This window comes from Bifidobacterium sp. A11 (genome assembly GCF_000499185.1).
In the GTDB taxonomy this organism is placed as follows: domain Bacteria; phylum Actinomycetota; class Actinomycetes; order Actinomycetales; family Bifidobacteriaceae; genus Bombiscardovia; species Bombiscardovia mizhiensis.
Genome location: NZ_AWUO01000001.1, coordinates 520,923 through 544,739, shown reverse-complemented (window position 1 = coordinate 544,739; position 23,817 = coordinate 520,923). Strand labels below are relative to the sequence as shown.

Below are 23,817 nucleotides of genomic sequence, written 5' to 3'. Positions count from 1 at the left end.
TCCTTAATGTGGTCCGTTTGTTGCCCATCTGGATGCCGTCAGCTCTCCAGATATGACTTCCACAGATGTTTTGCCCGGTCTATGTCCCTCTTCTGGTGAGTCTTGCTGCCGCCGCAAAGCAGCAACACGACCTGTTTGTTCTTCAGTCCGAAGTAGGTGCGGTAACCCGGACCATTGTGAAAACGCATTTCAAATATGCCTTCTCCCACAGTCTTCCAGTTGCCTAAAAGGTGTCCGGATCGTTTTATTTGTTCCCATCGGTGTAGGATGCGGGCCGCCGACTGAGTGTCTTTCAACTCATCAATCCACCGGCTGAATTCCTCAATCTCCAGTACCTCAATGATGGATAAGGGCATGGTGTCGCTTTCCCCTCTTATTTCGAGAAGATGCGTCCCATTCCCCGCAAGAAAGTGTACACTACAGTGTACATTGCAACAATTGCTTATGACACCTGAATGTCGAGTGATTCGCGAATTATGTAGTCAGTTTTCGAGTACTACTGATCCTGGTAGGTGACGGCGTAGAACTCGCCGTTCTGGAAGCGGGCCATGTATACATCGCTGACCTTGTCTATGCCCTGCTTGGCCAGCTGCTCGTTGAGCCAGTCCTCGTCCCGTCCCATGGTATCCAGCACGTCGGGATTGACCCGTCCGTCCATGACCACCGGATAGCGCACGTCCTTGTCACCCTCGGAGATGATGGTCAGGCTGCCGTTCTGCTCGACGATGCCCCGCTTGACGTCGCGGATGTCGTTGATGCCCTTGGTGCGCAGCTTGAAGTCCACCTCCTTGGCCGTCAGGTTGACCTTGAGGCAGTTCTGGACCAGTAGCTTGCCGTTTTTGATGATGGTGACCGGTTCGCCGTCGATGTACTTGCCTACCGCGTGGATATGGGTCTTGGCGTATCGGGTGATGAGAATCAGCGCCGCCCATATCAGCAGGATGACGATGTACTGGGCCATGGAGATGCTGTCGCTGTAGATGACTCCGCCGATGATACCGCCCAGGACGTAGTTCTGCAGCTGGTCCATGGGCGAGGTGGGCGCTAGGTTTCCCTTGCCGGTCACATTGATGAGCAGGGTGATGAAGAGCAGCCCGACGATCAGCTTCAGGGCCACGTTGACGTAGAAATTGATATCCATGGGTCACTCTCCGATCACGGTGATGTCTGGGTGGTACAGGTCGGCGCGCTGCAGCAGGAACTCGGAGCCGGAGCTGTTGAATACCAGGGTGTAGTAGCCCTTGGGGGTCTTGATGATCATGTCGTTGTTGCGCGAGGTGTCGTTGATACTGATTCGCTCAGGCTTGACCTTGAGTTTGGCGGCGGACTTGTCGATGACGGTGGTCAGCTGACCGCTCTGCAGGCTGGCTGTGCGCAGATTGGTGTAGTCGCTGTACTGGATGGCCGCCGCCAGCAGAAGCAAGGTGGCCAGGATGATGGACAGATCCTTGTACTTATGGTTCCAACGGTGGCGGGAGTACATGAATAGGAAGAAGAGAAAGGCCAAGGCCAGAACGACGACCACGATGATCCTGATCATGGTCCAGTTGGTCTGCCCACCCTTGAGATATTGGTACGTATAGAAAGTCATAGCCGCTCCTGCCCTTGCGCGCACCCGCAATTGGCAATCGTAGACGGCCAGACGCGTTTTGGGAGGATTTGGGCATGCAAAACCCCGGTTCAGGCGCTCGATTGGGCCCTTGCCGGGGTGGTTGTGACCGCTAGTTGGCCTTGAGAAGTCAGTGCTGTTCGGCCAGGCGCTGGCGTGCAGCCTTGATCTGGGTCTCGGCGGCCTCCGCGTTGGTCCAGTAGTCGCCGGGCATGACCTCCTTGCCTGGCTCCAGGGCCTTGTACTGCTCGAAGAAGTGCTTGATCTCCTGCTTGTGGAAGTCGGAGACGTCGTCGATGTCCTTGATGGCATCGTAGCGGACGTCAGCGGGCACGCAGAGGACCTTGTCGTCCCCGCCAGCCTCGTCGACCATGTGGTAGAGGCCCACGGCGCGGCATTCGACGATGCAGCCCGGGAAGACCGAATCGGGAATCATGACCAGGGCATCCAGGGGATCGCCGTCCTCGCCAAGGGTGCCGTCGATGTAGCCGTAGTCGTCGGGGTAGCCCATGGAGGTGAAGAGGGTGCGGTCCAGCCTGATGTGGCCGCTGTCGTGATCCATCTCATACTTGTTGCGGGAGCCCCGAGGAATCTCGACCAACACGTCGAATGTCTCTGCCATTGTCCTGTCTCCTTTTCGGTCTGGACGGCATAGGAATGTCTCATACACAGCATAACCGTCCCGGGGCACATTCGACCACAGTGCTTCGCTGACGCTCACGCCTGCTCGGCGGCCGCTCATACTCGATTCATGGGGTGGGCGAAGAGTGAGGACAAGTATGAACAAGCGCAGATGGACGGGTCTGCTGGCGGCCTTGGCTGCACTGGCGATCCTTGTAGGCCCGGCGGCCCCCGCCATGGCTGGCGGCGGATCAGGACATTCCGGCGGTGGTGCTGAAGGCAATGGCCGGTTTTGGCAGGGCTGGACCTACAAGGATGACGACCATGGCTCCTTCGGTGGCTATGAGATAGGCAGCATCGACAGGGCCTTCTCCAAAATGGGGATTGTAGATGGCGGCAATGCCACCACTGCTCGGGTCAAACGCCAGGCTCTGGATGAGGCCAACGGCAACTGCCAGGCACGCTTTAACGAGGCCCATGCCGACGAATCCGGACAAAGCCACTGCCGGGTGACCGGCGTGGGTGTGGTCACGGGCTACCGCGGCTCTCAGCGGGTCTTCGATGGGGTCAGCATGGCCATCCACAGCATATGGATGGACAACTGGCGAAACCAGGTGGCCAACCGTACCTTCAGCAATCGAGGGGTGACCTATCGGACCGGCGAACCTTTTTGGGACCAGCCCGGAGACAGCCTGGACAAGTTCGCTGATATGTATGCCGGCAACGAGCACGGCATCTCCCTGGTGGTCTTCATGCTCAATGACTATGAACCCAAACCGGCCGATCTGCCGCCGAATCCACCCGACAAGAAAGTGGATCCTGGCACCAGCGCGGATGGGATGACCAACCGCACCCGCATCGAGACAGGAACCGGTCGGGGCGGCCGCGAGTTGACCTTCAGCGATGTCTTTGATCCTCAAGGCAAGCAGTACCGTGTCACCGGGCAGAAGGTCAAAGACCTGACCAGCGGTGAGGATCTGACCAGCAAATTCGCTTTCAACACGGCCGATGGAAGCAGACCGCCCGGCAATAGGGCTACAGCCACCTGGAAGGGCGGGACTCTGCCTGAGGAGCATCAATGGGTATGGCAGCTGGACGTGACTGTCAAGCAGCCGGATATCGGGGTCATCCTGGACTGTGGAAAAGTCCGTTGGAAGGGCACCGTCCGTCAGGTTGATCAGTCGACCCCTGAACGCCGCACTCCCACCTGGAAGCCCAAACCCGACAAATCCTGGATTCTGCGCGATCCTGCCACCGGGCTCTGGAAAGCAGTCGTCGACCCTCAGTGGATCAACAAAACCGGTGCAGATGGACATGCCTTTCTGGACGGCGACAGAGTGGGGTCGGTGGTCAACGCCACTGTTGAAGCCCATCTGATTGAGGCTCCTAAGGTTTTTGCCCTGACTGACGACTGGAGCGCTGCCGACTATCTGGTTGATCAGGATGGCGCTCGGGCTATTCGCGTCTTCGAGGTCAAGGCCAAGGCCGATGCAGATGGGCACTACCGTCGAAGCAGCATCCAGGACATTGTGGACAAGGGCAGGGATGTGACCGACCGTTTCGAGATCAGCGCGACCGGCACTCGGGCGCGGGTACAGGCCAAAAGCGGATGGCTGAAGGGTCTCAAGGGGATGGAGGATCCTAGGCAGGTCACCATGCTGGTTCCCTTTACGGTTCGCTTTGCCAACGGTGGCGGTGCAGCCAAGGTTCGCAAGGATCTGGGCGGAACACCTGACCAGGAACTGACTTTCTGCAAGGCCCCGAACGGCCATGGCAGCCAGGGCGCGGCGCTGACCAACTCGGGTTCCCAGACTGTCAACACGCAGAGCGTACAGACCAACAAGCCGGGCATCTGTGGATACCTGCCTCCGGTGCGCAAGGATGTCATTTCGGAGGCCGGCCAAGGCGGGGAGCAGGCCAGTGTTGACGGCAAGGTGGTCTTTCCTGGTCAGAGGCTGGAGTATCAGTTGGATACCCAGCCCAGCCTGTCCGACAACCTGGCCTATCCTGTCAAATCAATCATCCTAACGGATGTCTACGATCGCTGGTTTTTGCCCGACAAGCAGACTCTTGAAGTGACTGATCTGCAGAGCGGCGACGTCATCGCCAAGACCGGATACGCTACAAAGTGGAAGGACAAGGAGCACAGCCTTCGGGTGACCATCACCGACCCCGCCCGGATCAGCCAGTGGCGTGCCGGGGGCCACCCCAGGATCCGCCTGCGTTTTGAAGGCAGGGTTGATCCGAAGGCTCCAACGGATCATCGTGTAGACAATCAGTGGGTACTGACGCTGAACAACTCGTTGACCCCCTCCAACCAGGTGAGCAATCCACCGGCCGACTTCCATCCCTCAAAGAGCGATGTCAGTGCGCATGATTCGGGCGTCAACATCGACGGCAAGGTGCTTTTTGTGGGCGACCGAGGGGTCTACCGGATCAGTCTGGACGCCCGTCGCAAAGACACCGCCTATCCTGTCTGGCGGCTGGGTATGACGGATGCCTACGACGCTCGGCACCTGGATATCAATTCCAAACATATCGAGGTTTTGGGTTCCGACGGCCGCGATTACACCAAGGCTTTCAATATCCAGGTGGAAAACGGTGTAGTCCTGGTCTTCGCCAAAACCGTGGATACCTATGTCCCTGCCACTGGCGTCACCCTCAAAGGGGATCCCCAGCCTACCGATCTGGCTGCCTATGCTGCTGATCGCGGTCATAATTCCCTCAGAGAGCCGGCTATTGACCAAGGACTGCTGGGGCGCACCTACGATGTGGTCCTGCCTTACACGGTCATCCGCGCAGAATCAGGTCACGTAGTACGTAACCAAGCGACCCAGATCGTCAACGACCTGCATAAAGCGACCAACGTGGTTGCCAATCCGGTCAAGTTGCTCAATCCCACCAAGGATGTGGTGGTCGCCGTAGGCGGGAAAAGCGCACATGGCGGCAGCATCTACCGCGATCGGCTCTTCCTCTATCGCCTGGACTCCAGTCTGCTGCCGGCCGGAAGGGCTTACCCGCAAGTGAAAACCTGGCGGATTGAGGATCGGCTGGATCCCAAGGTGGATCAGTTCACTGGCCATTGGGCCGTCTACGCAACCCAGGACCTTTACGAGAATGGAAGCATCCTGATTCATCATGGACAGATCATGGCTGGTTCGGATATGTCTGCAGACATTCATGGCGATCCCTTGTTTACTATGACCGCGGACCCTGCAGGCTTGGTCAAGGTAGAGGCCACATCGCGATATCTGGCCCTAGTCAGCGCTTCAGGTGACCGCCCGGTCGGTTGGAGGACCTACCTGCAATGCAGGCGGCTGAAGAACGTGGAACGTCATGAGAACCGATTCACTGAGTTCTATCAGGACAAGACCCTGGTCTCCAACACAGTCTGGACTAGAACGCCCGATATGACCCCGGCCCTGCATATCGAGAAATTTGATCGGGCAGGCGGCATGCCCAAGGGTGATCGGGATCAGCCAGAGCAGGCTCTCCGGACTCATGAAGATGTCGCCATTATCTTCCGGATCACCAATGATTCTCCTCGCGATCCCAGCGATGGGACCGGAGCCATCTTCCCCGCCCGGCAACTCCATTTGGAGGATCAGACGGTCGTCGGTCAGGGACGGGTGACCGGGATCCGCTATCCCGACAACTGGTCGACCCTGATGCTCCGACCTGGCCAATCTGTAGACGTGCATGCCACAGTGACGGGCATATCAGGTAGGCACACCGACAGGGCTCGGGTGGTAGGCAGTCCGCTGGTGCCCTGTCCAGTGCAGGATCAGGCCTCCCTGCCTCAACTGGAGAATGGCCAAAAGGCATCTGGGCGAGCGGATTCACACGGAGTGGTAGTCGATGGTCGCCGGCTCTGTGCCGATCGATCTGTCGAATCCAACAGTGATGATTGGAACGCTCTGAAAGTCGCGCTGCCTAAGACTGGATCTGCGGTGGTGCTTCCCCTGTCCCTCGCTGTTGCAACGGTCATGACTGGGCTTCTCATCTTCCAGTTAGTTAGGCAGGTGTCCGCCAAAAATCATAAGAGACAGTGACCCTGGAACGAGTATGGAGACTCGGCATACGTATCCTGGTCTATCGATTGGTCGCATTAGGCCGATCGGCAGACCAGGGGCGGCCGCGACCGGACGCAGGGCAGCAGGTCTAGTCGGCGCAAATATCGACCAGTTCCGGATGCAAGGTGGATTTGCCATCAGTCCGCCAGGCGAATTTTAGTTATTTTGACCATTTCCAGATATCTGCGAAGTTTAGGTTATTCCCGTCCTGAGAAGTTAGTAATGGGCCAAGTGAAAGTTTGACTGAACAAATGATCATGCTGTTGGTATTAAAGCATCCAATGACCAATGACTGAGTCAGGCGGCTGCTTGATGGATTGTCAGCTTCATGTTTGAGTGCTGCGGCTGCGTGCAAACGATAGTTTTCTGTATCTTGCAGCTAATCTTCAGCGTTGATGTCCTTCCTGATCACGCACGTTATCAGAGCGGTTATGAATGTGATCGTCTGGTTTCTTGGATACCATTGGTTGCATGAAATATCAGCCAAGGATGGCGGCGGAGAGGATTAGCAATGGCGAAGGAAAACACCGAAGGCTCTAAAAATGGAGGGAAAGCCTTGATGGCGGTGCTGAATCAGGCCGTGCGAATTCCGGGGATGAAAGTGAATCGTGAGCGGTTTCTGCGCGAGCAGTTCGCCAACGCTCCACGGCAGGTCATTGATGACATAGTAAAGAAGGGGCCGGTGGCCGCCGGCTGCGATCGGAAGGTTCTTTATAAGATGGCACGGCAAATCGTGCTGAAAAGAACAGGACAATCCACTGGCGCATCTTTCTTGGCTGGAGTGCCGGGAGGGATTACCATGGTTGCCACAATTCCAACAGATGCGGCCCAGTTCTACGCTTTTGCTTTTATAACAGCCCAAGAGATCGCCTATCTGTATGGAGAGGAGGATTTCTGGGAAGGTGCCCTACCAGATGATGAGTTGATAGGGAATCAATTGCTTTTATACCTCGGTGTCATGCTTGGCGCTGCTGGTGCCAGTTCGGCGGTGCGTTTGATCTCCACGCAACTGGGGAAATCCGCTTTGAAGCGTCTGCCACAGAAGGCCTTGACAAAGGGAGTGATCTATCCGATCGTCAAATCGGTAGCCAAGACTATGTCCGTAAAAATGACTAAAAACGTCTTTGCCAAAGGGGTTTCCAAGGCTGTGCCGATAATTGGTGGAGTGGTGTCGGGAGGGATTACCTGGACGACTATGCGCCCTATGGGCATGCACCTTATTTCCGTTATGGATGAGGCTCACTTTGGCTATTCACAGTCTGATGCGGATCGTGACTATAAAAAGGTACTGGATTTAGACATGGTCAATTCGCAGACATCCGGGAATCCGCAGACGTCAGAAACGTTGAATACGCCGGTAGATTCTGAAGATGTTGAGACCTCTGATGCTCTGACTGTTCTAGAAATTAGCGAAAATTCAAATGATTCAGCGGATCTAGAGGATGCGGGGGGTTCTGACGGACTATAGACCGATCTGAGTCCAGGAGGACTTGTCCTTAAGCTGTTCCCCTAGTCTGACACAGAAGTAAAAACATGATTTGGCAGTAAACCATAAGTCATTAGATCCAACGCAACTATGATCCAGACTAGGGGGGTTGCGTTAATTCTCCTTAGCGTCCAGTAGCACCACACCCTGGGGCGGGTTGCTGTCGATGGCTCCCACCGTCTCATGCGGAAGGTAGGGTTCCTCCATGAAGGCGATCTCCTCCGGTGTGAGTTCCAAATCTAACGCAGCTGCGGCATCGTCAAGGTGCCTGGCCTTTGTGGCGCCGATGATTGGTGAGGCGACGCCTTTGGCCCACTGCCAGGCAATGGCTACCCGGGCCATAGGTACGTTGTGCCGCTCTGCCACTTTCTGCACGCGGTCAATGATGGCCAAGTCGTTGTCTTCGGCCCGGTCGTACTTGCCACGCGAGACCTTATCGGTGGCGCTACGCAGGGTGTCAGCGGTCCAGGTGGGCCGTGTCAGATGGCCAGCGGCCAGAGGGCTGTAGGGCATGAGCGAGACGTTTGTCTTTCTGCAGAAGGGTATCAGGTCCTTCTCATCCTCCCGGTATAGCAGGTTGTAATGGTTCTCCATGGCGCTGAAGGGGGTCCAGCCGTTGTCATGGGCGACTTTCTGCATGTCCTGAAACTGGCTAGCGTACATGGCCGAGGCGCCCAGCGCTCGCACCTTGCCGGCCTGAACCAGATCGTTAAGTGCTTCCATGGTCTCCTCGATTGGCGTTTCATAGTCGAACCTGTGGATGATGTAGAGGTCCAAGTAGTCGGTACCCAGTCGCTTGAGCGTCCCATCGATCTCGCGATGGATGGCCTTGGATGAAAGCCGTCCCTCGTTGAAGTAGACCTTTGAGGCGATGACCACCCGGTCGCGGCTTGTATGCTTTCTAAGCGCCTTTCCCAGATATTCCTCACTGGTCCCGTCCGAGTAGCCGTTGGCCGTATCGAAAAAGGTGATGCCCAGATCCAGTGCGTGAGCAACGACTGCGTCAGTTCCTTCCTCATCCAGTGTCCAGTCGTGCATGGTTCCTGGTTTGCCGAAGCTCATGCATCCCACGCAGATCTTCGATATGTTGATATCAGTTTCGCCCAGTTGTGTGTACTGCATTTAAGCCCCCTTGGCCTTCCTTGGTGCAGATGCAATCATGCTAGCAAGTTCAAGTCGGTGGAAGTCTACTTCTTTGGCTTATGGATCTAACAGTAATATTTGTAGGGGTGCATTGTCTTCTTATCGCTCTTTGTCAAAGACATGAGACTTTTATGGCATGCCCAGCTTTTGTGTTCAGTTCCGCAGAATGTGTCGATACCGGTGGCGTTATTTCCCGTGAGTGATTTGGAGTCAGTCAGTTCTTAATCTAGAAGTCCCGAGTCTTGTCATTGGTAAATCGGTACCTGATATAACCGCCATGACAGGGTACGCCTGATGTTTATTGATGTACGTCATCTCCGTGTTTTGTTCTTTAGTAAATGGGTGCGTTGCGAGCAATGCGGTCAGGCTAAGTACCAACTGAATATGTCATTATTTTCCGCTGATACAATTGACATAAAAGTTGAAGTTAACCTTTAATGAAGAGGGTTCGCGTGACAAGCAGAAATGATATGAGCTGCGTTGCTTTTTCACTTTTGTTGCGTTTCAAGCGCTCGCATTATCCGTATTCCGATAGGTACCTTAGCGAGGTAAACAATTCGCCGGATACGCATGCAAGAACAGAAAAACAGCATATGGTGCAGTGGTTTGCAGACAATACGACCCATGGATCGGGTGCCTATTCCCGGCAGAAGCCGAATAACAGTGCAAAGAATTGTTATAACAAATTAGAGAACGCTGCGTCGCTGTTGTGGATTGCCGAGGCGGTTGGCGTTGAAGAGGCGATCGTAGCAGCAGCTTTCGAGGCTGCAAGGCAAGCGGGAGACTATCGCCGGCCCTGTGGTGCGATCCGCAAGATTATTACCTGGCCCATGATTATTGAATCATTATGACGGCATCGAAGTAGATCAAATATAGTTTTCATTACGTATAGTAGGTGCTCAGTTTTCAGCGCAGACTGCTTTGAGCAAAGGTAGTTTTAAACACAGGTTCGTAAAGAAAGGGTTTGTATATGCCCGAGATTATTTGCCCCAAATGTGGAACCGCATTCACCATTGATGAAGCTGGATATGCCGATATTCTGAAGCAGGTTCGTGACAAGGATTTTGACAGGCAGCTTCAGGAACGGCTTGAGCAGGCTGAACGCGAGAATAGCAAGATCCGTGAACTGGACCAGGCACAGGCCGAGCAGACGCTACAGAAGACCAAAAGCGCAAAGGATGCCCAGATACAGGAGCTGCAGGCAAAGCTGGAATCCGAACAGGCTGCCAAGGAACTGGACGTTTCGGAAGCCTTGAGGAAGGTCGAAAAGGAGAAAGACGATCTGACTGCCAAGCTGGACAAGGCCGAGTCGGAGAAGCAGCAGGCGCTTGATCTGGCAGAGGCTAATTCGAAGAGCGAGCTACAGAAGGCAGCTGCGGACAAAGATGCCGAGATCGTCAAATTGCAGAATCAGTTGGATGCCTTTGAGTTGCAGAAGAAGCAGGAGCTTGCTCAGGCTCTGGGTCCGGTAGAGAAGGAACGGGACGATTTTAAGGGCAGGCTTGAGAGGCTGCAGCTGGAGAAGGAGTCGGAGGAGAAGCTTTCCAAGGAGCAGCTGAAGTCGCAGCTGCAGGAGGTCGTCGCGGACAAGGATTCCGAGATAGCGGAGCTGAAGAGCAACCTTGACAAGGCGGAGCTGCAGAGCAAGATCGAGGCCAAATCGCTCAAGGAGCGCTATGAGGTCCAGATCCAGGATCGTGACGAGCAGATTGAGCGGCTGCGTGACCTGAAGGCGAAGCTGTCCACCAAGATGGTGGGGGAGACGCTTGAGCAGCATTGCCAGGTCGAGTTCAACAAGCTGCGGTCCACGGCCTTCCCCAATGCCTACTTCGAGAAGGACAACGATGCCAGGACGGGCAGCAAGGGCGACTTCATCTTCCGTGACAAGGATGATTCCGGCACGGAGATCGTGTCCATCATGTTCGAGATGAAGAATGAGATGGACACCACCTCCACCAAGCACAAGAACGAGGACTTTTTCAAGGAGCTCGACAAGGACAGGCGGGAAAAGGACTGTGAATACGCCATCATGGTCTCCCTGCTGGAGCCTGACAGCGACCTGTACAACACGGGTATCGTAGATGTCTCTTATCGCTACCCGAAAATGTATGTCATCCGTCCACAGTTCTTCATTCCGATAATCACCCTGCTCCGGGATGCTGCCAAGAACTCTCTGCAATACAAGAATGAACTTGAAGAGGTGAAGGAACAGAACATCGATATAACTCATTTCGAGGAAGAGTTGGACTCTTTCAAGAATGCTTTTGGTCGCAATTACGAAATCGCCTCAAAAAAGTTCAAAAACGCGGTAGAGGAGATTGACAAATCCATCAACCACCTGAACAAGATCAAGGACGCTCTGCTAGGTTCCGAGAACCAGCTTCGTCTGGCCAACAACAAGGCACAGGACGTGACTATACGAAGGCTGACCAGAAATAATGAGACCATGAAGGCCAAGTTCGACGAAGTAAAGAAGTCGAAGGCGATAGGAGCCTGAGGATGCGTGATCAGAGGCAGATTTTGAAGCAATACCTTCAGCATTGTCCGATTTTTGCGATGCGGTTGCCGGAGTTCTAATCTGCTGCGGTCTGCTTATAAAGGAAAACAAAGGTTCAGAATCCAGAGGAGCTGAAGTGCCTGTTGGATGAGATTCCAGATAGTCGGGTTACCTGCGAACCAACTCTTGACTGACGTGGGTTATTAGGGAGTTATAAGCCGGGTGTAGGTCGGAGGCTTGGCTGCAGAGAGGTATGGTCTTTCTGGAGAGGTTTTATAGAACCATGTCGTTTCCGGGAAGGCCACCTCACTCAAGGAGCTGAAGCGTTCTGGAGTACGGGGGCTCTATAGCTTTCCTACTCCAGAACTGTTGAAGCTCGGGTGCTGAGGAGTTGCACCTGACCATTTCAAGTTTCATTCATCCGGTAGAGATTCACAATGTGGAGCGTATTGCCGGAATTAGGTCTTAAATACAGGAGCCAGGAAACTTAGCCTGCTTATTTAGATCTTGACGGGTTGAAGACAAACTTATCTTTGTTTACTTCTTCAAACAGTCGTTTTACCCTGTTGAAGTTTTCTTTATCAGGGTGAATTAGTGAATCTGAAATAGAATAATCTCGTCCTATTCTATAATTTAATTTCACCTTTGAGTTGAAGTAGTCGGCGAATAATTCGTATTTTTCGCGGATATGGCTGTCAGTCTGTTTTTTGAGATTCTGGATAACGTGTTTCTGTACCTGCTCAATAAACGGAATAAACATGCCCGTGTCAAAATAATTGGGCTTAAGCGTGTCAAGGTAAAAAACTCTTCCGTCATTTTTTACGAGTTCGTCAAAATCTTTAGCTGAATCTTCAAATGTATTGACCTTATCGTCTTGAATGCCTTTGAGCAATACGTCCGAATCAACAATTATGCGGGGCCATATAGCTTTGGTCTCTTCGGCAATGTATGCGGTGTTAATTGCGGGGCCGTAGCAAATGCTGGTATCGATTCTTGCATTTGAATCGGTGTTTTGGACTTTTTCATGAAGGCATTTTCCATGTGTGATGGCACCGCGTGGGAATAGGCCATATGCCAGAAAGGAGTTCATTATGAACGCAGCAGTATTAAGGAAGAAAAAAACATCGCTCGAATCGTTTGTATGGAATTTCTGTGTAAAAAATAAAGAATCAGAGAAAAAAGTCAGCTTAGTGTCGTCGTCGAACGAGCCTGTTTGGTCAGAATATTCTAAGTGTATTCGGTGTAATGCTGTGTGTATCCGTGCTGCTACCTCATCATTCGTAACGGATTCATTAACTATGTTTTTGAAACCAAGAATGTCTAAGAACAGCACCACTCTGTGTTCGTATTTAGAATTATTCATGTACTAAGTCTATTGCAGAAGGTTTGCTTGTAGGAGGATGTTTAGCTCACCTATTTTGGGCGTAGGCATCATGCACGCGATGCAATGAATAGACTCTTGTAATTTCTCTATATGTAATTTCTCTATAGATATTCGTCTGTTGCGCAAACCTCTTGGCTTTTGCTGTATTTTGACTGACGTCTGCGCGGGAGAGATACTGGAGAGCAGATAACAGGTAACCTATTGTTGGTTTTGTAGGGTTCAATAGTCTATCAGTAGTTGTATTTATAGCAATAGTACGGAGGCCAATATTTATGGATGGATTTACCTTAATCAAAGAAGTAGCCAAAAAATTTCATTTAAATACAAAGTCGGGCTCTGGAGTCACCTATAACGGAAGCCCTTACTTCATTCTTTGTGATTTAACGCTTACTGCGAATGGGAAGGATACGATACGTGAGAATCAAAAAGTGACTCTAACAATGGACAGTTCTTCTGCTTCGATGAACGTGTCGAATATAAAAGGTGATGATCCATATTGGTTCTCTAAATTTGACTTAAGATATATGAAGAATATATCGTTTGACGGTAACGTCATAGGTTTTGATGGTGATGCACACGATTACAGGCCGTATGGGAAGTACCATCTTTCTATCTCGAACATCCGGAAAAGTAATTCTCCTTGGCCGTGATGGTGATGCCTTGGTCTCCGGTGTCTGTGTTCGCCGCATGTTGTACAATTATAATTTGTGTATAGAGTTATGATTCATTGCTATTGTCGATTCTTCACCTGTTGAGGTACTAATCAAGAAAGCGAAACCTGGAATTATTTTGATTCCAGGTTTCGCTTGGTAGCGGGGTCAGGATTTGAACCTGAGACCTCTGGGTTATGAGCCCAGCGAGCTACCGAACTGCTCCACCCCGCGTCGGCTGTTCAACGCAGCAGTTATCTATGTTACGGATTCCAGCGCACTTGTCAAGTCCGTGTGTGGGCAGGCCTGCGCTGGGCCATAATGGAGTCATGCCTATCACCATCCCCACCGGATTGCCGGCCAGATCCATCCTGGATTCGGAGCGCATCTTCGCCCTGGAAAGCCACGAGGCGGAGCGCCAGGAGATGCGTCCGCTCAGACTGGTCATCCTCAACCTGATGCCTACCAAGGTGGAGACCGAGACCCAGCTGCTGCGGTTGATCTCCAAGTCGCCGCTTCAGGTGGAGATTGACTTTATGAAGACTTCCACCCATCAGGCCGCACACACCAGCATGGATCACCTGGTCAAGTTCTATGAGAATCTTGATTCCTTCAAGGACAACTGTTATGACGGTCTGGTCGTAACGGGCGCCCCGGTGGAGCAGATGGACTTTGAGCAGGTCGACTACTGGGAGGAACTGACCCGTATTTTGGACTGGGCGTCTACCCACGTCTTCTCTACTATGTATCTGTGCTGGGGGGCCATGGCTGGGCTCTACTACCGCCACGGCATCGCCAAGCGCAACCTGGATCGCAAGGTCTTCGGGGTCTTTCCCCAATATCTGCAGGATGAGTACTGCTTCATCACCAATGGTTTCGACGAAATTGCCCTACAGCCCCACTCCCGCTGGGCCGGGATGGACGAGGACCAAGTTCGGGCCTGTCCTGATCTGCAGGTGCTGACTTGGGGTCCCCAGTCGGGTTCAGGGCTTATCAGCACCCAGGATTTCTCGGAGATCTTCGTGCTGGGCCACTGGGAATACGACCGTGACACTCTGGCCCACGAGTACCAACGCGATATGGCCAAGGGCCTGGATCAGGTGCCTTTCCCGGTCAACTACTATCCTCACGACGATCCGACATTGGAGCCGGTCTTCTCCTGGCGTGCCCATGCCAACCTGCTCTGGCGAAACTGGCTGAACTGGGTCTACGAGACCACCCCCTACGATCTGAATCAGGTGCCGACCCTGCGGACGGCGGGCCGACTGGGTACCGACCGATCCATCAGACACGCTCCCGGATGCCCACGCGCGGACGGATATCGTCCCCTAGCGGGTGACGGGTATGGGCTCATTCCGGGCGCTGTTAAGAGTTGATGACGATTGCATTACACTCGTCATCAACCTGCCCACGCCGCGGTTCGGATTCGACCTGCGGCCACTATCTGTGACACACTAGATGAATCTGTGGTTACCGTGGCTCTTGGTGTGGGCTACACTACCCATACGGTGCAGCCATGAGTCGCATACGCGCTATAGTGTTCACTGTGTCGTTCAGGAGGCGATAGATGCTAGAGGCAATGGGAAGTGAAGCTTTCAGTCTGGCCATGGCCAAGCCGAGCGAGCTACCCACCATTGAAGATTTCCTGCCTCCTGAGATTCTTTTCCAGGGAACGCCCTTCGCTATGAACCGGATCATCCTGATCAGGTTTGTGGCCATGGTCATCATCCTTCTGGTGCTGGGAATCACAGCCGCAAGGGCCAAACTGATCCCCTCCCGCTGGCAGGGGGCCATTGAGTGGGTCATCGAGTTCATCCGCGACTCGGTCGTCTACGACACCCTGGGCGAGATTCGGGGCAAGCGCTACGTGCCCATGATCACGACCATCTTCCTGACCATCTTGGTCTTCAACCTCTGCGGCATCATACCGGGCATGAACATCGCGGCAACAGCGACCATCACTATGCCCTTGGTCTTCGCCATCTGGACTTTCTGCCAGTACATGGTGACGGGCTTCCGTGAGCAGGGCGTCTGGGGCTACTTCAAGTCTGAGCTCTTCCCGGCTGGAGTGCCTTGGCCTCTCTATATCATTCTGACGCCCATCCAGCTGCTGGAGATGGTCATCGTCAAGCCGGCCTCTCTGACCATTCGACTCTTTGCCAACATGATCGCCGGCCATCTGCTGGTGGCGGTCAGCCTGGCCTTCACCCAGTTTTACATCATCGAGGCCAGCAACAAGCTCTTGGCCTTCGCTGGCGTAGGTTGGTTCGTTCTGGGCTTCGCCCTGACGGCCTTTGAAATCTTCGTTGCGGCCCTTCAGGCATACATCTTCGCCATCCTGACCACGGTCTACATCTCCATGAGTTACCCTGAAGAAGGTTGAGCGAAAAGAACAAGCCGCGGTCGACGTTTCAGGCGGTCGCAGCCCACATATTCGTCGGTTCCGTCCGGTAGACGGGGGTCGGGGCCGAACCACAATCCAAGAACCGGCAACGGTGGAGGAAAGGAAAATAAATGGACATCATCACACTTGCTGAGGTCTCCGGCAATCTGAGCATCCTGGGATACGGCATCGCAGCTCTCGGCCCCGCATTGGGTCTGGGCATCGCCGTCGGCAAGACCGTCGAGAGCATGGCTCGCCAGCCTGAGATCAGCGGGCAGCTGCGGACCACCATGTTCATCGGTCTGGCTCTGATCGAGGTGCTGGCCCTGCTGGGCTTCGTGGCGCTCTTCATCGCCTGAGCCGTGCGATTCCTGCATGATCCGGCTTCGATAAGGGAAAGGAGGAGCCAATGTACGCTCTAGCGGCAGGCAAGGGGATCCAGCTATTCATCCCCCAGCTCTATGACATTGTGTGGTCGCTGGTCATCCTGGTCATCCTGGCCGTCTTCTTCTATAAGTTCTTCATGCCCAAGTTCCAGGCCATCTTTGATGAGCGCTCGGCCAAGATCGAGGGCAATATACAGAAGGCCGCCAAGGCTCGTGAAGAGGCGGATCAGGCCCGCAAGCAGTATCAGGACCAACTGGGCAAGGCTCGTGTGGAGGCATCCCAGATCCGGGATGACGCCCGCGCTGAGGCCTCCAGGATCGTGGCGGATGCCAGGACCCGGGCAGAAACCGAGGCCAACCAGATCACCGAGAACGCTCAACGATCCCTCAAGTCCCAACAGCAGCAGGCGCTGGTCTCGCTCAAGGGCGAGGTGGGCACGCTGGCTACGGCTCTTGCCGGCAAAATCCTGGGTTCGCAGCTTCAGGATGATGCCGTGCAGTCCTCCATGATCGACTCGATCATCGCGGACCAGGGTGGACAGTCCTCGGACAAGCGGCAGGCATGATGACTGATTGGCGGACGATGGGAACGTTGATTCCGCGAAAGGGGAGGTGACATGCGAGGAGAGACTTCGCTGAGCTCCGACAAGGAGACCAGGGCCAAGTATGCCCCCTTGCTCAAGAGCAAGGGAAAGGATGCCCTCCGCGTGGCCATGGAGCTCTATACCTTCGTGACCTTGCTCGATGCCAACAGACCCCTGGAGCGTGCGCTGACCGACCCCTCCCGTCCGGCTGAGGACAAGTGGCGTGTGATCGACACCATCCTGGCTGACAAGGCTGATCCTCTGACCGTGGATATCCTCCATGATTTGACTGATCATCAGTGGAGCCGTGTGGTGCACATTGCCAACGCGGCCGAGGACATGTCGGTGGATGCCACTGCTTATTACGCCGATGCTCTGGGCATCACCAACCAGGTGGCCGGCGAGCTGGCTGAGATCCATTCGGCCCTGCTCGGGATGCCTCTGGTGCTCTTCCGGCTCTCCGACGAGTACAGTGATTCCAAGGCGCGAGCCGACCTGCTCAGGGCGCTCCTGGATGGGCAGCATATGCATCCGGTTACCGAGCAGATGGCCCTGAACGCCACCATTGATCTGCGCGGGCGGCGCTTCCCTGACACCATCGTTTGGTTGGTGGATCGCTTCTCTGAGCATATGGATCAGATCATGGTCACCGTCACCACGGCGGTCTCCATGAATGACCAGCAGATCAGCCGCCTGCAGGAGGTCTACGGGCGCAAGCTTGGTAAACCGGTCCACATCAACTCGGTGGTCGATCCCTCGGTCCTGGGCGGTATGAAGGTCCAGTATGGATCGGTCTCTACAGACGGCACGGTGGCTACGCAATTGAAGCACCTGAAGCGGCGCATGGCCGTGGCAGGATGAGCGGAGAACCGACAGACTTGAACAAGAACAGAAATAAGGAGTGATCATGGCAGAAATGACCATTGATCCCGCCGTGGTGCGCAAGGCGCTCGACCAGTTCGTCGAGTCCTACAAGCCGACGGACACCCCCACCCAGGAGGTGGGCTATGTCCGTACGGCCGGTGACGGCATTGCGCATGTGGAGGGACTGCCTGGTTGCATGGCCAACGAGCTGCTGACCTTCGAGGACGGCACGCTGGGACTGGCCTTCAACCTGGACGCCCGAGAGATCGGCGTGGTCATCCTGGGCGACTTCGCAGGTGTCGAAGAGGGCCAGGAAGTCCACAGGACCGGCGAGGTGCTTTCGGTGCCCGTCGGCGACGGTTATCTGGGGCGTACAGTCAACCCCCTGGGCGAACCCATCGACGGCTTGGGTGAAATCAAGAGCGAGGGCCGCAGAATCCTGGAGGCGCAGGCTCCCGATGTCATGCACAGACATCCCGTCGACGAGCCCCTGGCCACTGGTATCAAGGCCATCGATGCCATGACTCCTATCGGCCGCGGTCAGCGTCAGCTGATCATCGGTGACCGGCAGACCGGCAAGACGGCTATCGCCATCGACACCATCATCAACCAGAAGCGCAACTGGGAGTCCGGAGACCCCAAGAAGCAGGTGCGGTGCATCTACGTGGCCATCGGCCAGAAGGGCACCACCATCGCTTCGGTCCGTTCCTCCCTGGAAGAGGCCGGCGCCATGGAGTACACCACCATCGTGGCCTCCCCGGCTTCCGATTCCGCAGGTTTCAAGTACATAGCCCCCTACACCGGTTCGGCCATCGGCCAGCACTGGATGTACGGCGGCAAGCACGTCCTGATCGTCTTTGACGACCTGAGCAAGCAGGCCGAGGCCTACCGGTCCATCTCCCTGCTGCTGCGTCGTCCGCCGGGGCGTGAGGCCTATCCTGGCGACGTCTTCTACCTGCATTCGCGTCTGCTGGAGCGCTGCGCGAAGCTCTCTGATGATCTGGGTGGCGGGTCCATGACCGGTCTGCCCATCATCGAGACCAAGGCCAACGACGTCTCGGCCTACATTCCGACCAACGTGATCTCCATCACCGACGGTCAGATCTTCCTGCAGTCCGACCTCTTCAACGCCAACCAGCGTCCCGCCGTGGACGTGGGTATCTCCGTCTCCCGCGTGGGCGGCGCTGCACAGACCAAGGCTCTGAAGAAGGTCTCCTCCACCCTGAAGATCTCCCTGGCCCAGTACCGCTCTCTGCAGTCCTTCGCCATGTTCGCCTCGGATCTGGATGCGGCCTCCAAGGCCCAGCTGACCCGTGGCGCCAGGCTGACCGAGCTGCTCAAGCAGCCCCAGTTCACGCCCTACTCCATGGAGAAGCAGGTTGTTTCCGTCTGGATCGGCACCCACGGCAAGCTGGATGATCTGGATCTGGAGGACGTGCTGCCCTTCGAGTCCGGACTTCTGGACTATCTGGATCACAACACGGACATCCTCAAGACCATCCGCGACACGGAGGACTTCACTGACGATACCGAAAAGGCCCTGGACAAGGCCGTGGACGAGTTCGCCAAGACCTTCGTGACCCACAAGGGCCAGACTCTGGATGGCCACCAGGCCGATCAGGAGCAGGAACAACCGGTGGCCGTCCAGCAGGAGAAGCTGGTGGCCGACGGCAAGAGCGGCGGCAAGGCCGGGAAGCGGTAGACCATGGCCTCACAACTCGCATTCAAGTCAAGGATCGCCTCCACTTCGGCATTGGAGAAGATTTTCAATGCCCAGGAGATGATAGCCTCCTCGCACATCGCCAAGGCCAGGACCGTGGCCATGGACGCGAAGCCTTACTCCGATGCGATCTTCGATGCAGTCCAGGCTCTGGTGGCCCACACGGACGACATCCGCCATCCCATTGTCAGGAAGGACGAGAAGAATCCGCGTGTGGCCGTGCTGGCGCTGACAGCCGACCGTGGCATGGCCGGGGCCTATACCTCCTCGGTCATCCGCGAGACGGAGTCGTTGCTGGCCCGCCTGGACCAACAGGGCCGACAGCCTCAGCTCTTCGTCTACGGTCGCCGCGGCGTCTCCTACTACCGATACCGCAACCGCAGCATCGTCAAGACCTGGGAGGGCCACAGCGATCGGCCCGGTGTGGATGTAGCCAGGGAAATCTCCCAGGCACTGCTGGACACCTATATGACTCCAGCGGCCAAGGGAGGCGTCTCCGAGCTCTACATCGTCTTCACTGAATTCATCAACATGGTGGTGCAGAAGGTTCGGGTGCTGCGCATGCTGCCCCTGGAGCTGATCAGGCCTGACCAGGAGCAGCCCGAGGAGGCCATTGATGCCCCCGTGCCGGACGACGAGCATGGACGTCAGGGCGACCGCTACGCGGCCCTGTATGACTTCGAGCCCAGCCCCCAGGAGGTGCTGGATGCCGTTCTGCCCAAGTACATTCAGTCGCGCATCCATGAATGCTTGTTGACCTCGGCCGCCTCGGAGACCGCCAGCAGGCAGAACGCCATGCACACCGCCACCGACAATGCCAGGGGATTGATCGACGACCTGACCCGCAAGCTCAATGCCACCCGTCAGGCGGCCATCACGCAGGAACTTACCGAGATCGTCGGCAGCGCCGATGCGCTCAACAAAGAGGAAGAGTAGGAACGCCAATGGTTGCACAGCAAGAACAGCCGACCACAGCGAGCCGCAAGCCGGATTCGGCCTCCAAGGGGCGCGTCACCCGAGTCCAGGGTTCGGTCATCGATGTGGAGTTCCCGGCAGGTCATCTGCCGGACATCTACAATGCCCTGACCGTGGACCTGAGCAAGTCCTCGAACACGGAGGGCGAGTCGCTGACCACCATCATGCTGGAGGTGGAGCAGCACCTGGGTGATTCCACGGTCCGCACCGTGGCCCTGAAGCCCACCGACGGCCTGGTTCGTGGTGCCACCGTCACCGATACAGGCGGGCCCATCATGGTGCCCGTGGGCGACGTGACCAAGGGGCACGTCTTCGATGTGGCCGGCAACATCCTCAACAAGAAGGAGGGTGAGCAGATCAAGGTCACCGAGCGGTGGCCCATCCATCGTAACCCGCCTGCCTTCGATCAGCTGGAATCCAAGACCCAGATGTTCGAAACCGGCATCAAGGTCATCGACCTGCTGACCCCCTATGTGGAGGGCGGCAAGATCGGTCTGTTCGGCGGCGCGGGCGTGGGCAAGACCGTGCTCATCCAGGAGATGATCCAGCGCGTGGCACAGAACCACGGCGGCGTCTCAGTCTTCGCGGGCGTGGGCGAGCGTACCCGTGAGGGCAACGACCTGATCGGCGAGATGGACGAGGCTGGCGTCTTGGAGAAGACCGCACTGGTCTTCGGCCAGATGGACGAGCCTCCGGGGACCCGTCTGCGCGTGCCCCTGACTGCTCTGACCATGTCGGAGTACTTCCGCGACGTGGAGAATCAGGATGTGTTGCTCTTCATCGACAACATCTTCCGGTTCACCCAGGCCGGTTCCGAGGTCTCCACCCTGCTGGGCCGCATGCCCTCGGCCGTGGGCTACCAGCCCAACCTGGCCGACGAAATGGGCGCCCTGCAGGAGCGGATCACCTCCACCAGGGGCCACTCCATCACCTCCCTGCAGGCCATCTACGTGCCGGCCGATGATTACACCGACCCGGCACCTGCGACCACTTTCGCCCACTTGGACGCCACCACCGAGCTCAGCCGTGACATCGCCTCCCAGGGCATCTATCCGGCTGTGGACCCGCTGGCATCCACCTCCAGGATTCTGGATCCGCGCTACGTGGGGCAGGCACATTACGACTGCGCCAACCGGGTCAAGGCCATCCTGCAGAGGAACAAGGAGCTCCAGGACATCATCGCCCTGATCGGCATCGACGAGCTGGGCGAGGAGGACAAGACCACCGTCAACCGCGCCCGCAAGATCGAGCAGTTCCTGGGCCAGAACTTCTACGTGGCCGAGAAGTTCACCGGCCGCAAGGGTTCCTACGTGCCTGCGGACGAGACCATCGAGGCCTTCACCCGCATCTGCGACGGCGCATACGACGACGTGCCCGAGCAGGCCTTCTCCGGCATCGGCGGCATCGACGACCTTGAGCACAAGTGGCACGATATGCAGAAGGAATACCGGTAATCATGGCGGACACGGGCAAGGCCTCCATGCAGGTCAACATCGTCTCGGCGGACAGGCCCATCTGGTCAGGTCAGGCGCGGTCGGTCACCGTGCCCGGCACCCAGGGGTCCATGGGCATCATGCCCGACCACGAACCGGTGCTGGCCCTGCTGCAGGAGGGCAACATCCGGGTTCAGGCCACCGATGGCGGTCGTCAGTCCTTCCATGTGGACAATGGATTCGCCTCCTTCGACAGCAACAAGCTGACTGTGGCCGTGGACCACTACCTGGAGGACGCTGATCAGGGACAGCAGTCCTGACTTCCTTCCTCTTCCGCCCGGCTGGTGCTCTTGCATTGGCCGGGCTTTTTCTTCTTGGCCCGGAACAGCGGCTGATATATTGGCATCTGTGCGAATCATTGTTGCCGACTGCTCCGCCGAATACTCCGGGCGTCTCAACGCCAGCCTGCCGCCGGCCAGGCGCGTCCTGCTGATCAAGGCCGACATGAGCTGTCTGATCTTCTCGGAGCTGGGCTCCTACAAGCCCCTGAACTGGATGTGCGCCCCCTGCACCATCAGGGAGATCGAACCCGAGGAGGCAGGCAAAGAGGGCGCGGGCACCAAGGCTGATTCCGTCGCCGGGATTGGACCGGATGAGGTAACCGAAGCTGCTGCGCCCGATGCGCTGATCGCCCAGGAGCAGGATCAGGACCAGACTCGGCCTGTCCATAAGGTTCTGCGTGTTTCGGCCGTAAAATCGAGCGATGTGCTCACCATCAGGCTCTACCAGGTCTATGCCGACGACAGCTACGACCTGGGGACGGATCCGGGCTTGGTCAAGGACGGCGTGGAAGCGCATCTGCAGCGTTATCTGGCTGAACAGATCGACCGCATCGGCCCGGGAGCCACCCTGGTGCGCCGGGAGTATCCCACGCCCATCGGCCCGGTGGACATCATGGCCGTGGACGGCCAGGGGCGGCATGTGGCCATCGAGATCAAGCGGCATGGCGGCATTGACGGTGTGGAACAGCTGACCCGCTACTGCCGCCTGCTCAACCGAGACCCCCTGCTGGCCCCTGTCCGTGGAATCTTTGCGGCCCAGACCATCACCCCCCAGGCCAGGGTCCTTGCCGAGGACAGGGGATTCGAGTGTCTGATTCTGGACTACGAGGCCATGAAGGGCGCTGACAGCGATGAACTGACCCTCTTCTGAGGCAGTTTTCGGTCTTAAATAACATGTATGTAAGATAGCTCACATATATGCTCTCTTAGATCCACAAGACCTGAAAGGCTACTAGATATTGGGGTTGACGGCCTGACACGCCACTACAGGTGGTATTGTGCTCGCGCCTGGGAGTGTGTAGAGTGCAATCATCAGGTTCCAAGAAGAGGGCTATAGAGCTTGGAACATCACGGCTACATGTAAGGGAGAGGCGATTATGTCCATCACGGTCTACACCAAGGCGCACTGTCCCCAGTGTGATGCCACCAAGCGTCAGTTGACCAAGCAGGGGCTGGAATTCGAGCAGGTGGATTTGACCGAGGATCAGACCTTGATCGACCAGTTCATCGCCCAGGGATTCAAGCAGACCCCCATCGTAGTCACTGACCAGGAGACGTGGAGCGGGTATCGCCCCGATCTGATCAGGAAGGCAGCACAGAGCGCCAAGGTTTTTGCCTGATCAAGGCACTCGGAGCCCGGTTCACGGATATGTGGACCGGGCTTTTTTGTTAGCTTGGTGAGCAGTAGGGTTGATCGAAAATACAGTGTGCGCCTACTTGGTTGGTAGATGCCAGGTAGGCAAGATCTGCAGGTGTCGGCCAGTCTTTGCCGGCTAGGGCCACCCCGCCCGCACTGTCCAGTTGCTGGATGGTTTCAGTCTCATGATGAATCGCCGTCCGGGTCGCTGTGAGAGCGGATGATAACGCGGTATCCGGTATTCGTATATCGAAAAGCAAAGAAAGACGTCTCGCGTTCTCTAGGATTGTCGACTGTATGTCGCAGTGGCG

At 56.1% G+C, this 23,817-nt stretch carries 21 protein-coding genes and 1 tRNA gene; 15 read left to right on the top strand and 7 right to left on the bottom strand.

Going from position 1 to position 23,817, the window contains the following annotated elements; genetic code table 11:
• Positions 1–38: 38 nt before the first annotated feature.
• The 4 genes from P273_RS0102395 to P273_RS0102380 form a co-directional block, all read right to left on the bottom strand.
• Positions 39–356, bottom strand: coding sequence for a type II toxin-antitoxin system RelE/ParE family toxin (locus tag P273_RS0102395; protein WP_051354085.1), 318 nt, complete (start codon positions 354–356; stop codon positions 39–41).
• Positions 357–496: 140 nt separating this feature from the next.
• On the bottom strand, positions 497–1,141 hold the full coding sequence (locus P273_RS0102390; protein ID WP_024626892.1) for a DUF421 domain-containing protein: 645 nt from the start codon (positions 1,139–1,141) through the stop codon (positions 497–499).
• Positions 1,142–1,144: 3 nt separating this feature from the next.
• Positions 1,145–1,591: a DUF3290 family protein gene (locus tag P273_RS0102385; RefSeq protein WP_024626891.1), complete on the bottom strand. Its 447-nt coding sequence runs from the start codon at positions 1,589–1,591 to the stop codon at positions 1,145–1,147.
• Positions 1,592–1,739: 148 nt separating this feature from the next.
• Entirely contained in the window at positions 1,740–2,231 is a 492-nt protein-coding gene (locus P273_RS0102380; RefSeq protein WP_024626890.1) for an inorganic diphosphatase, read from the bottom strand.
• 157 nt (positions 2,232–2,388) lie between these two features.
• On the opposite strand from P273_RS0102380, the gene P273_RS0102375 reads away from it, so the two are divergent.
• Both P273_RS0102375 and P273_RS0102370 read left to right on the top strand, forming a co-directional pair.
• A complete protein-coding gene (locus P273_RS0102375) occupies positions 2,389–6,282 on the top strand; it encodes an adhesin isopeptide-forming adherence domain-containing protein (protein WP_024626889.1) in 3,894 nt (1,297 codons plus the stop codon).
• A 532-nt stretch (positions 6,283–6,814) separates the two neighbouring features.
• A complete protein-coding gene (locus P273_RS0102370; RefSeq protein ID WP_024626888.1) occupies positions 6,815–7,771 on the top strand; it encodes a hypothetical protein in 957 nt (318 codons plus the stop codon).
• A 132-nt stretch (positions 7,772–7,903) separates the two neighbouring features.
• On the opposite strand, the gene P273_RS0102365 is transcribed toward P273_RS0102370, so the two are convergent.
• Positions 7,904–8,911, bottom strand: coding sequence for an aldo/keto reductase (locus tag P273_RS0102365; RefSeq protein ID WP_024626887.1), 1,008 nt, complete (start codon positions 8,909–8,911; stop codon positions 7,904–7,906).
• Positions 8,912–9,402: 491 nt separating this feature from the next.
• Between P273_RS0102365 and P273_RS09195 the strand changes: the two genes are divergently transcribed.
• A complete protein-coding gene (locus P273_RS09195) occupies positions 9,403–9,783 on the top strand; it encodes a hypothetical protein (RefSeq protein WP_024626886.1) in 381 nt (126 codons plus the stop codon).
• 119 nt (positions 9,784–9,902) lie between these two features.
• On the top strand, positions 9,903–11,429 hold the full coding sequence (locus P273_RS0102355) for a DUF2130 domain-containing protein (protein WP_024626885.1): 1,527 nt from the start codon (positions 9,903–9,905) through the stop codon (positions 11,427–11,429).
• Between the two features lie 496 nt (positions 11,430–11,925).
• Here the strand turns inward: P273_RS0102355 and P273_RS0102350 are convergent, their stop codons facing one another.
• On the bottom strand, positions 11,926–12,792 hold the full coding sequence (locus tag P273_RS0102350; RefSeq protein WP_155804670.1) for a hypothetical protein: 867 nt from the start codon (positions 12,790–12,792) through the stop codon (positions 11,926–11,928).
• An 828-nt stretch (positions 12,793–13,620) separates the two neighbouring features.
• Positions 13,621–13,697 (bottom strand) — tRNA-Met (locus tag P273_RS0102345).
• Between the two features lie 95 nt (positions 13,698–13,792).
• On the opposite strand from P273_RS0102345, the gene metA reads away from it, so the two are divergent.
• From metA to nrdH, 11 genes are all read left to right on the top strand, one after another.
• Entirely contained in the window at positions 13,793–14,839 is a 1,047-nt protein-coding gene (gene metA, locus P273_RS0102340; RefSeq protein ID WP_024626883.1) for a homoserine O-succinyltransferase, read from the top strand.
• Positions 14,840–15,030: 191 nt separating this feature from the next.
• Positions 15,031–15,846: a F0F1 ATP synthase subunit A gene (gene atpB, locus P273_RS0102335; protein WP_024626882.1), complete on the top strand. Its 816-nt coding sequence runs from the start codon at positions 15,031–15,033 to the stop codon at positions 15,844–15,846.
• A gap of 131 nt (positions 15,847–15,977) precedes the next feature.
• Positions 15,978–16,205, top strand: a complete 228-nt coding sequence (gene atpE / locus P273_RS0102330; protein WP_015022486.1) for an ATP synthase F0 subunit C — start codon at positions 15,978–15,980, stop codon at positions 16,203–16,205.
• Positions 16,206–16,255: 50 nt separating this feature from the next.
• Positions 16,256–16,798: a F0F1 ATP synthase subunit B gene (locus P273_RS0102325; RefSeq protein ID WP_024626881.1), complete on the top strand. Its 543-nt coding sequence runs from the start codon at positions 16,256–16,258 to the stop codon at positions 16,796–16,798.
• Between the two features lie 51 nt (positions 16,799–16,849).
• Positions 16,850–17,677 (top strand): F0F1 ATP synthase subunit delta, encoded by an 828-nt coding sequence (locus P273_RS0102320; protein ID WP_024626880.1) that lies wholly within the window; start codon positions 16,850–16,852, stop codon positions 17,675–17,677.
• Between the two features lie 46 nt (positions 17,678–17,723).
• Entirely contained in the window at positions 17,724–19,382 is a 1,659-nt protein-coding gene (gene atpA, locus P273_RS0102315; protein WP_024626879.1) for a F0F1 ATP synthase subunit alpha, read from the top strand.
• A 3-nt stretch (positions 19,383–19,385) separates the two neighbouring features.
• On the top strand, positions 19,386–20,336 hold the full coding sequence (locus P273_RS0102310; protein WP_024626878.1) for a F0F1 ATP synthase subunit gamma: 951 nt from the start codon (positions 19,386–19,388) through the stop codon (positions 20,334–20,336).
• An 8-nt stretch (positions 20,337–20,344) separates the two neighbouring features.
• Positions 20,345–21,829: a F0F1 ATP synthase subunit beta gene (gene atpD, locus P273_RS0102305; RefSeq protein ID WP_024626877.1), complete on the top strand. Its 1,485-nt coding sequence runs from the start codon at positions 20,345–20,347 to the stop codon at positions 21,827–21,829.
• A 2-nt stretch (positions 21,830–21,831) separates the two neighbouring features.
• Positions 21,832–22,128 carry a F0F1 ATP synthase subunit epsilon gene (locus tag P273_RS0102300; RefSeq protein ID WP_024626876.1) on the top strand — a complete coding sequence of 99 codons (297 nt, stop codon included), beginning with the start codon at positions 21,832–21,834 and terminating at the stop codon, positions 22,126–22,128.
• An 88-nt stretch (positions 22,129–22,216) separates the two neighbouring features.
• Positions 22,217–23,020 carry an endonuclease NucS gene (nucS, locus tag P273_RS0102295; protein ID WP_024626875.1) on the top strand — a complete coding sequence of 268 codons (804 nt, stop codon included), beginning with the start codon at positions 22,217–22,219 and terminating at the stop codon, positions 23,018–23,020.
• 226 nt (positions 23,021–23,246) lie between these two features.
• Positions 23,247–23,489, top strand: coding sequence for a glutaredoxin-like protein NrdH (gene nrdH, locus P273_RS0102290; protein ID WP_024626874.1), 243 nt, complete (start codon positions 23,247–23,249; stop codon positions 23,487–23,489).
• The last annotated feature ends 328 nt before the right edge of the window (positions 23,490–23,817 follow it).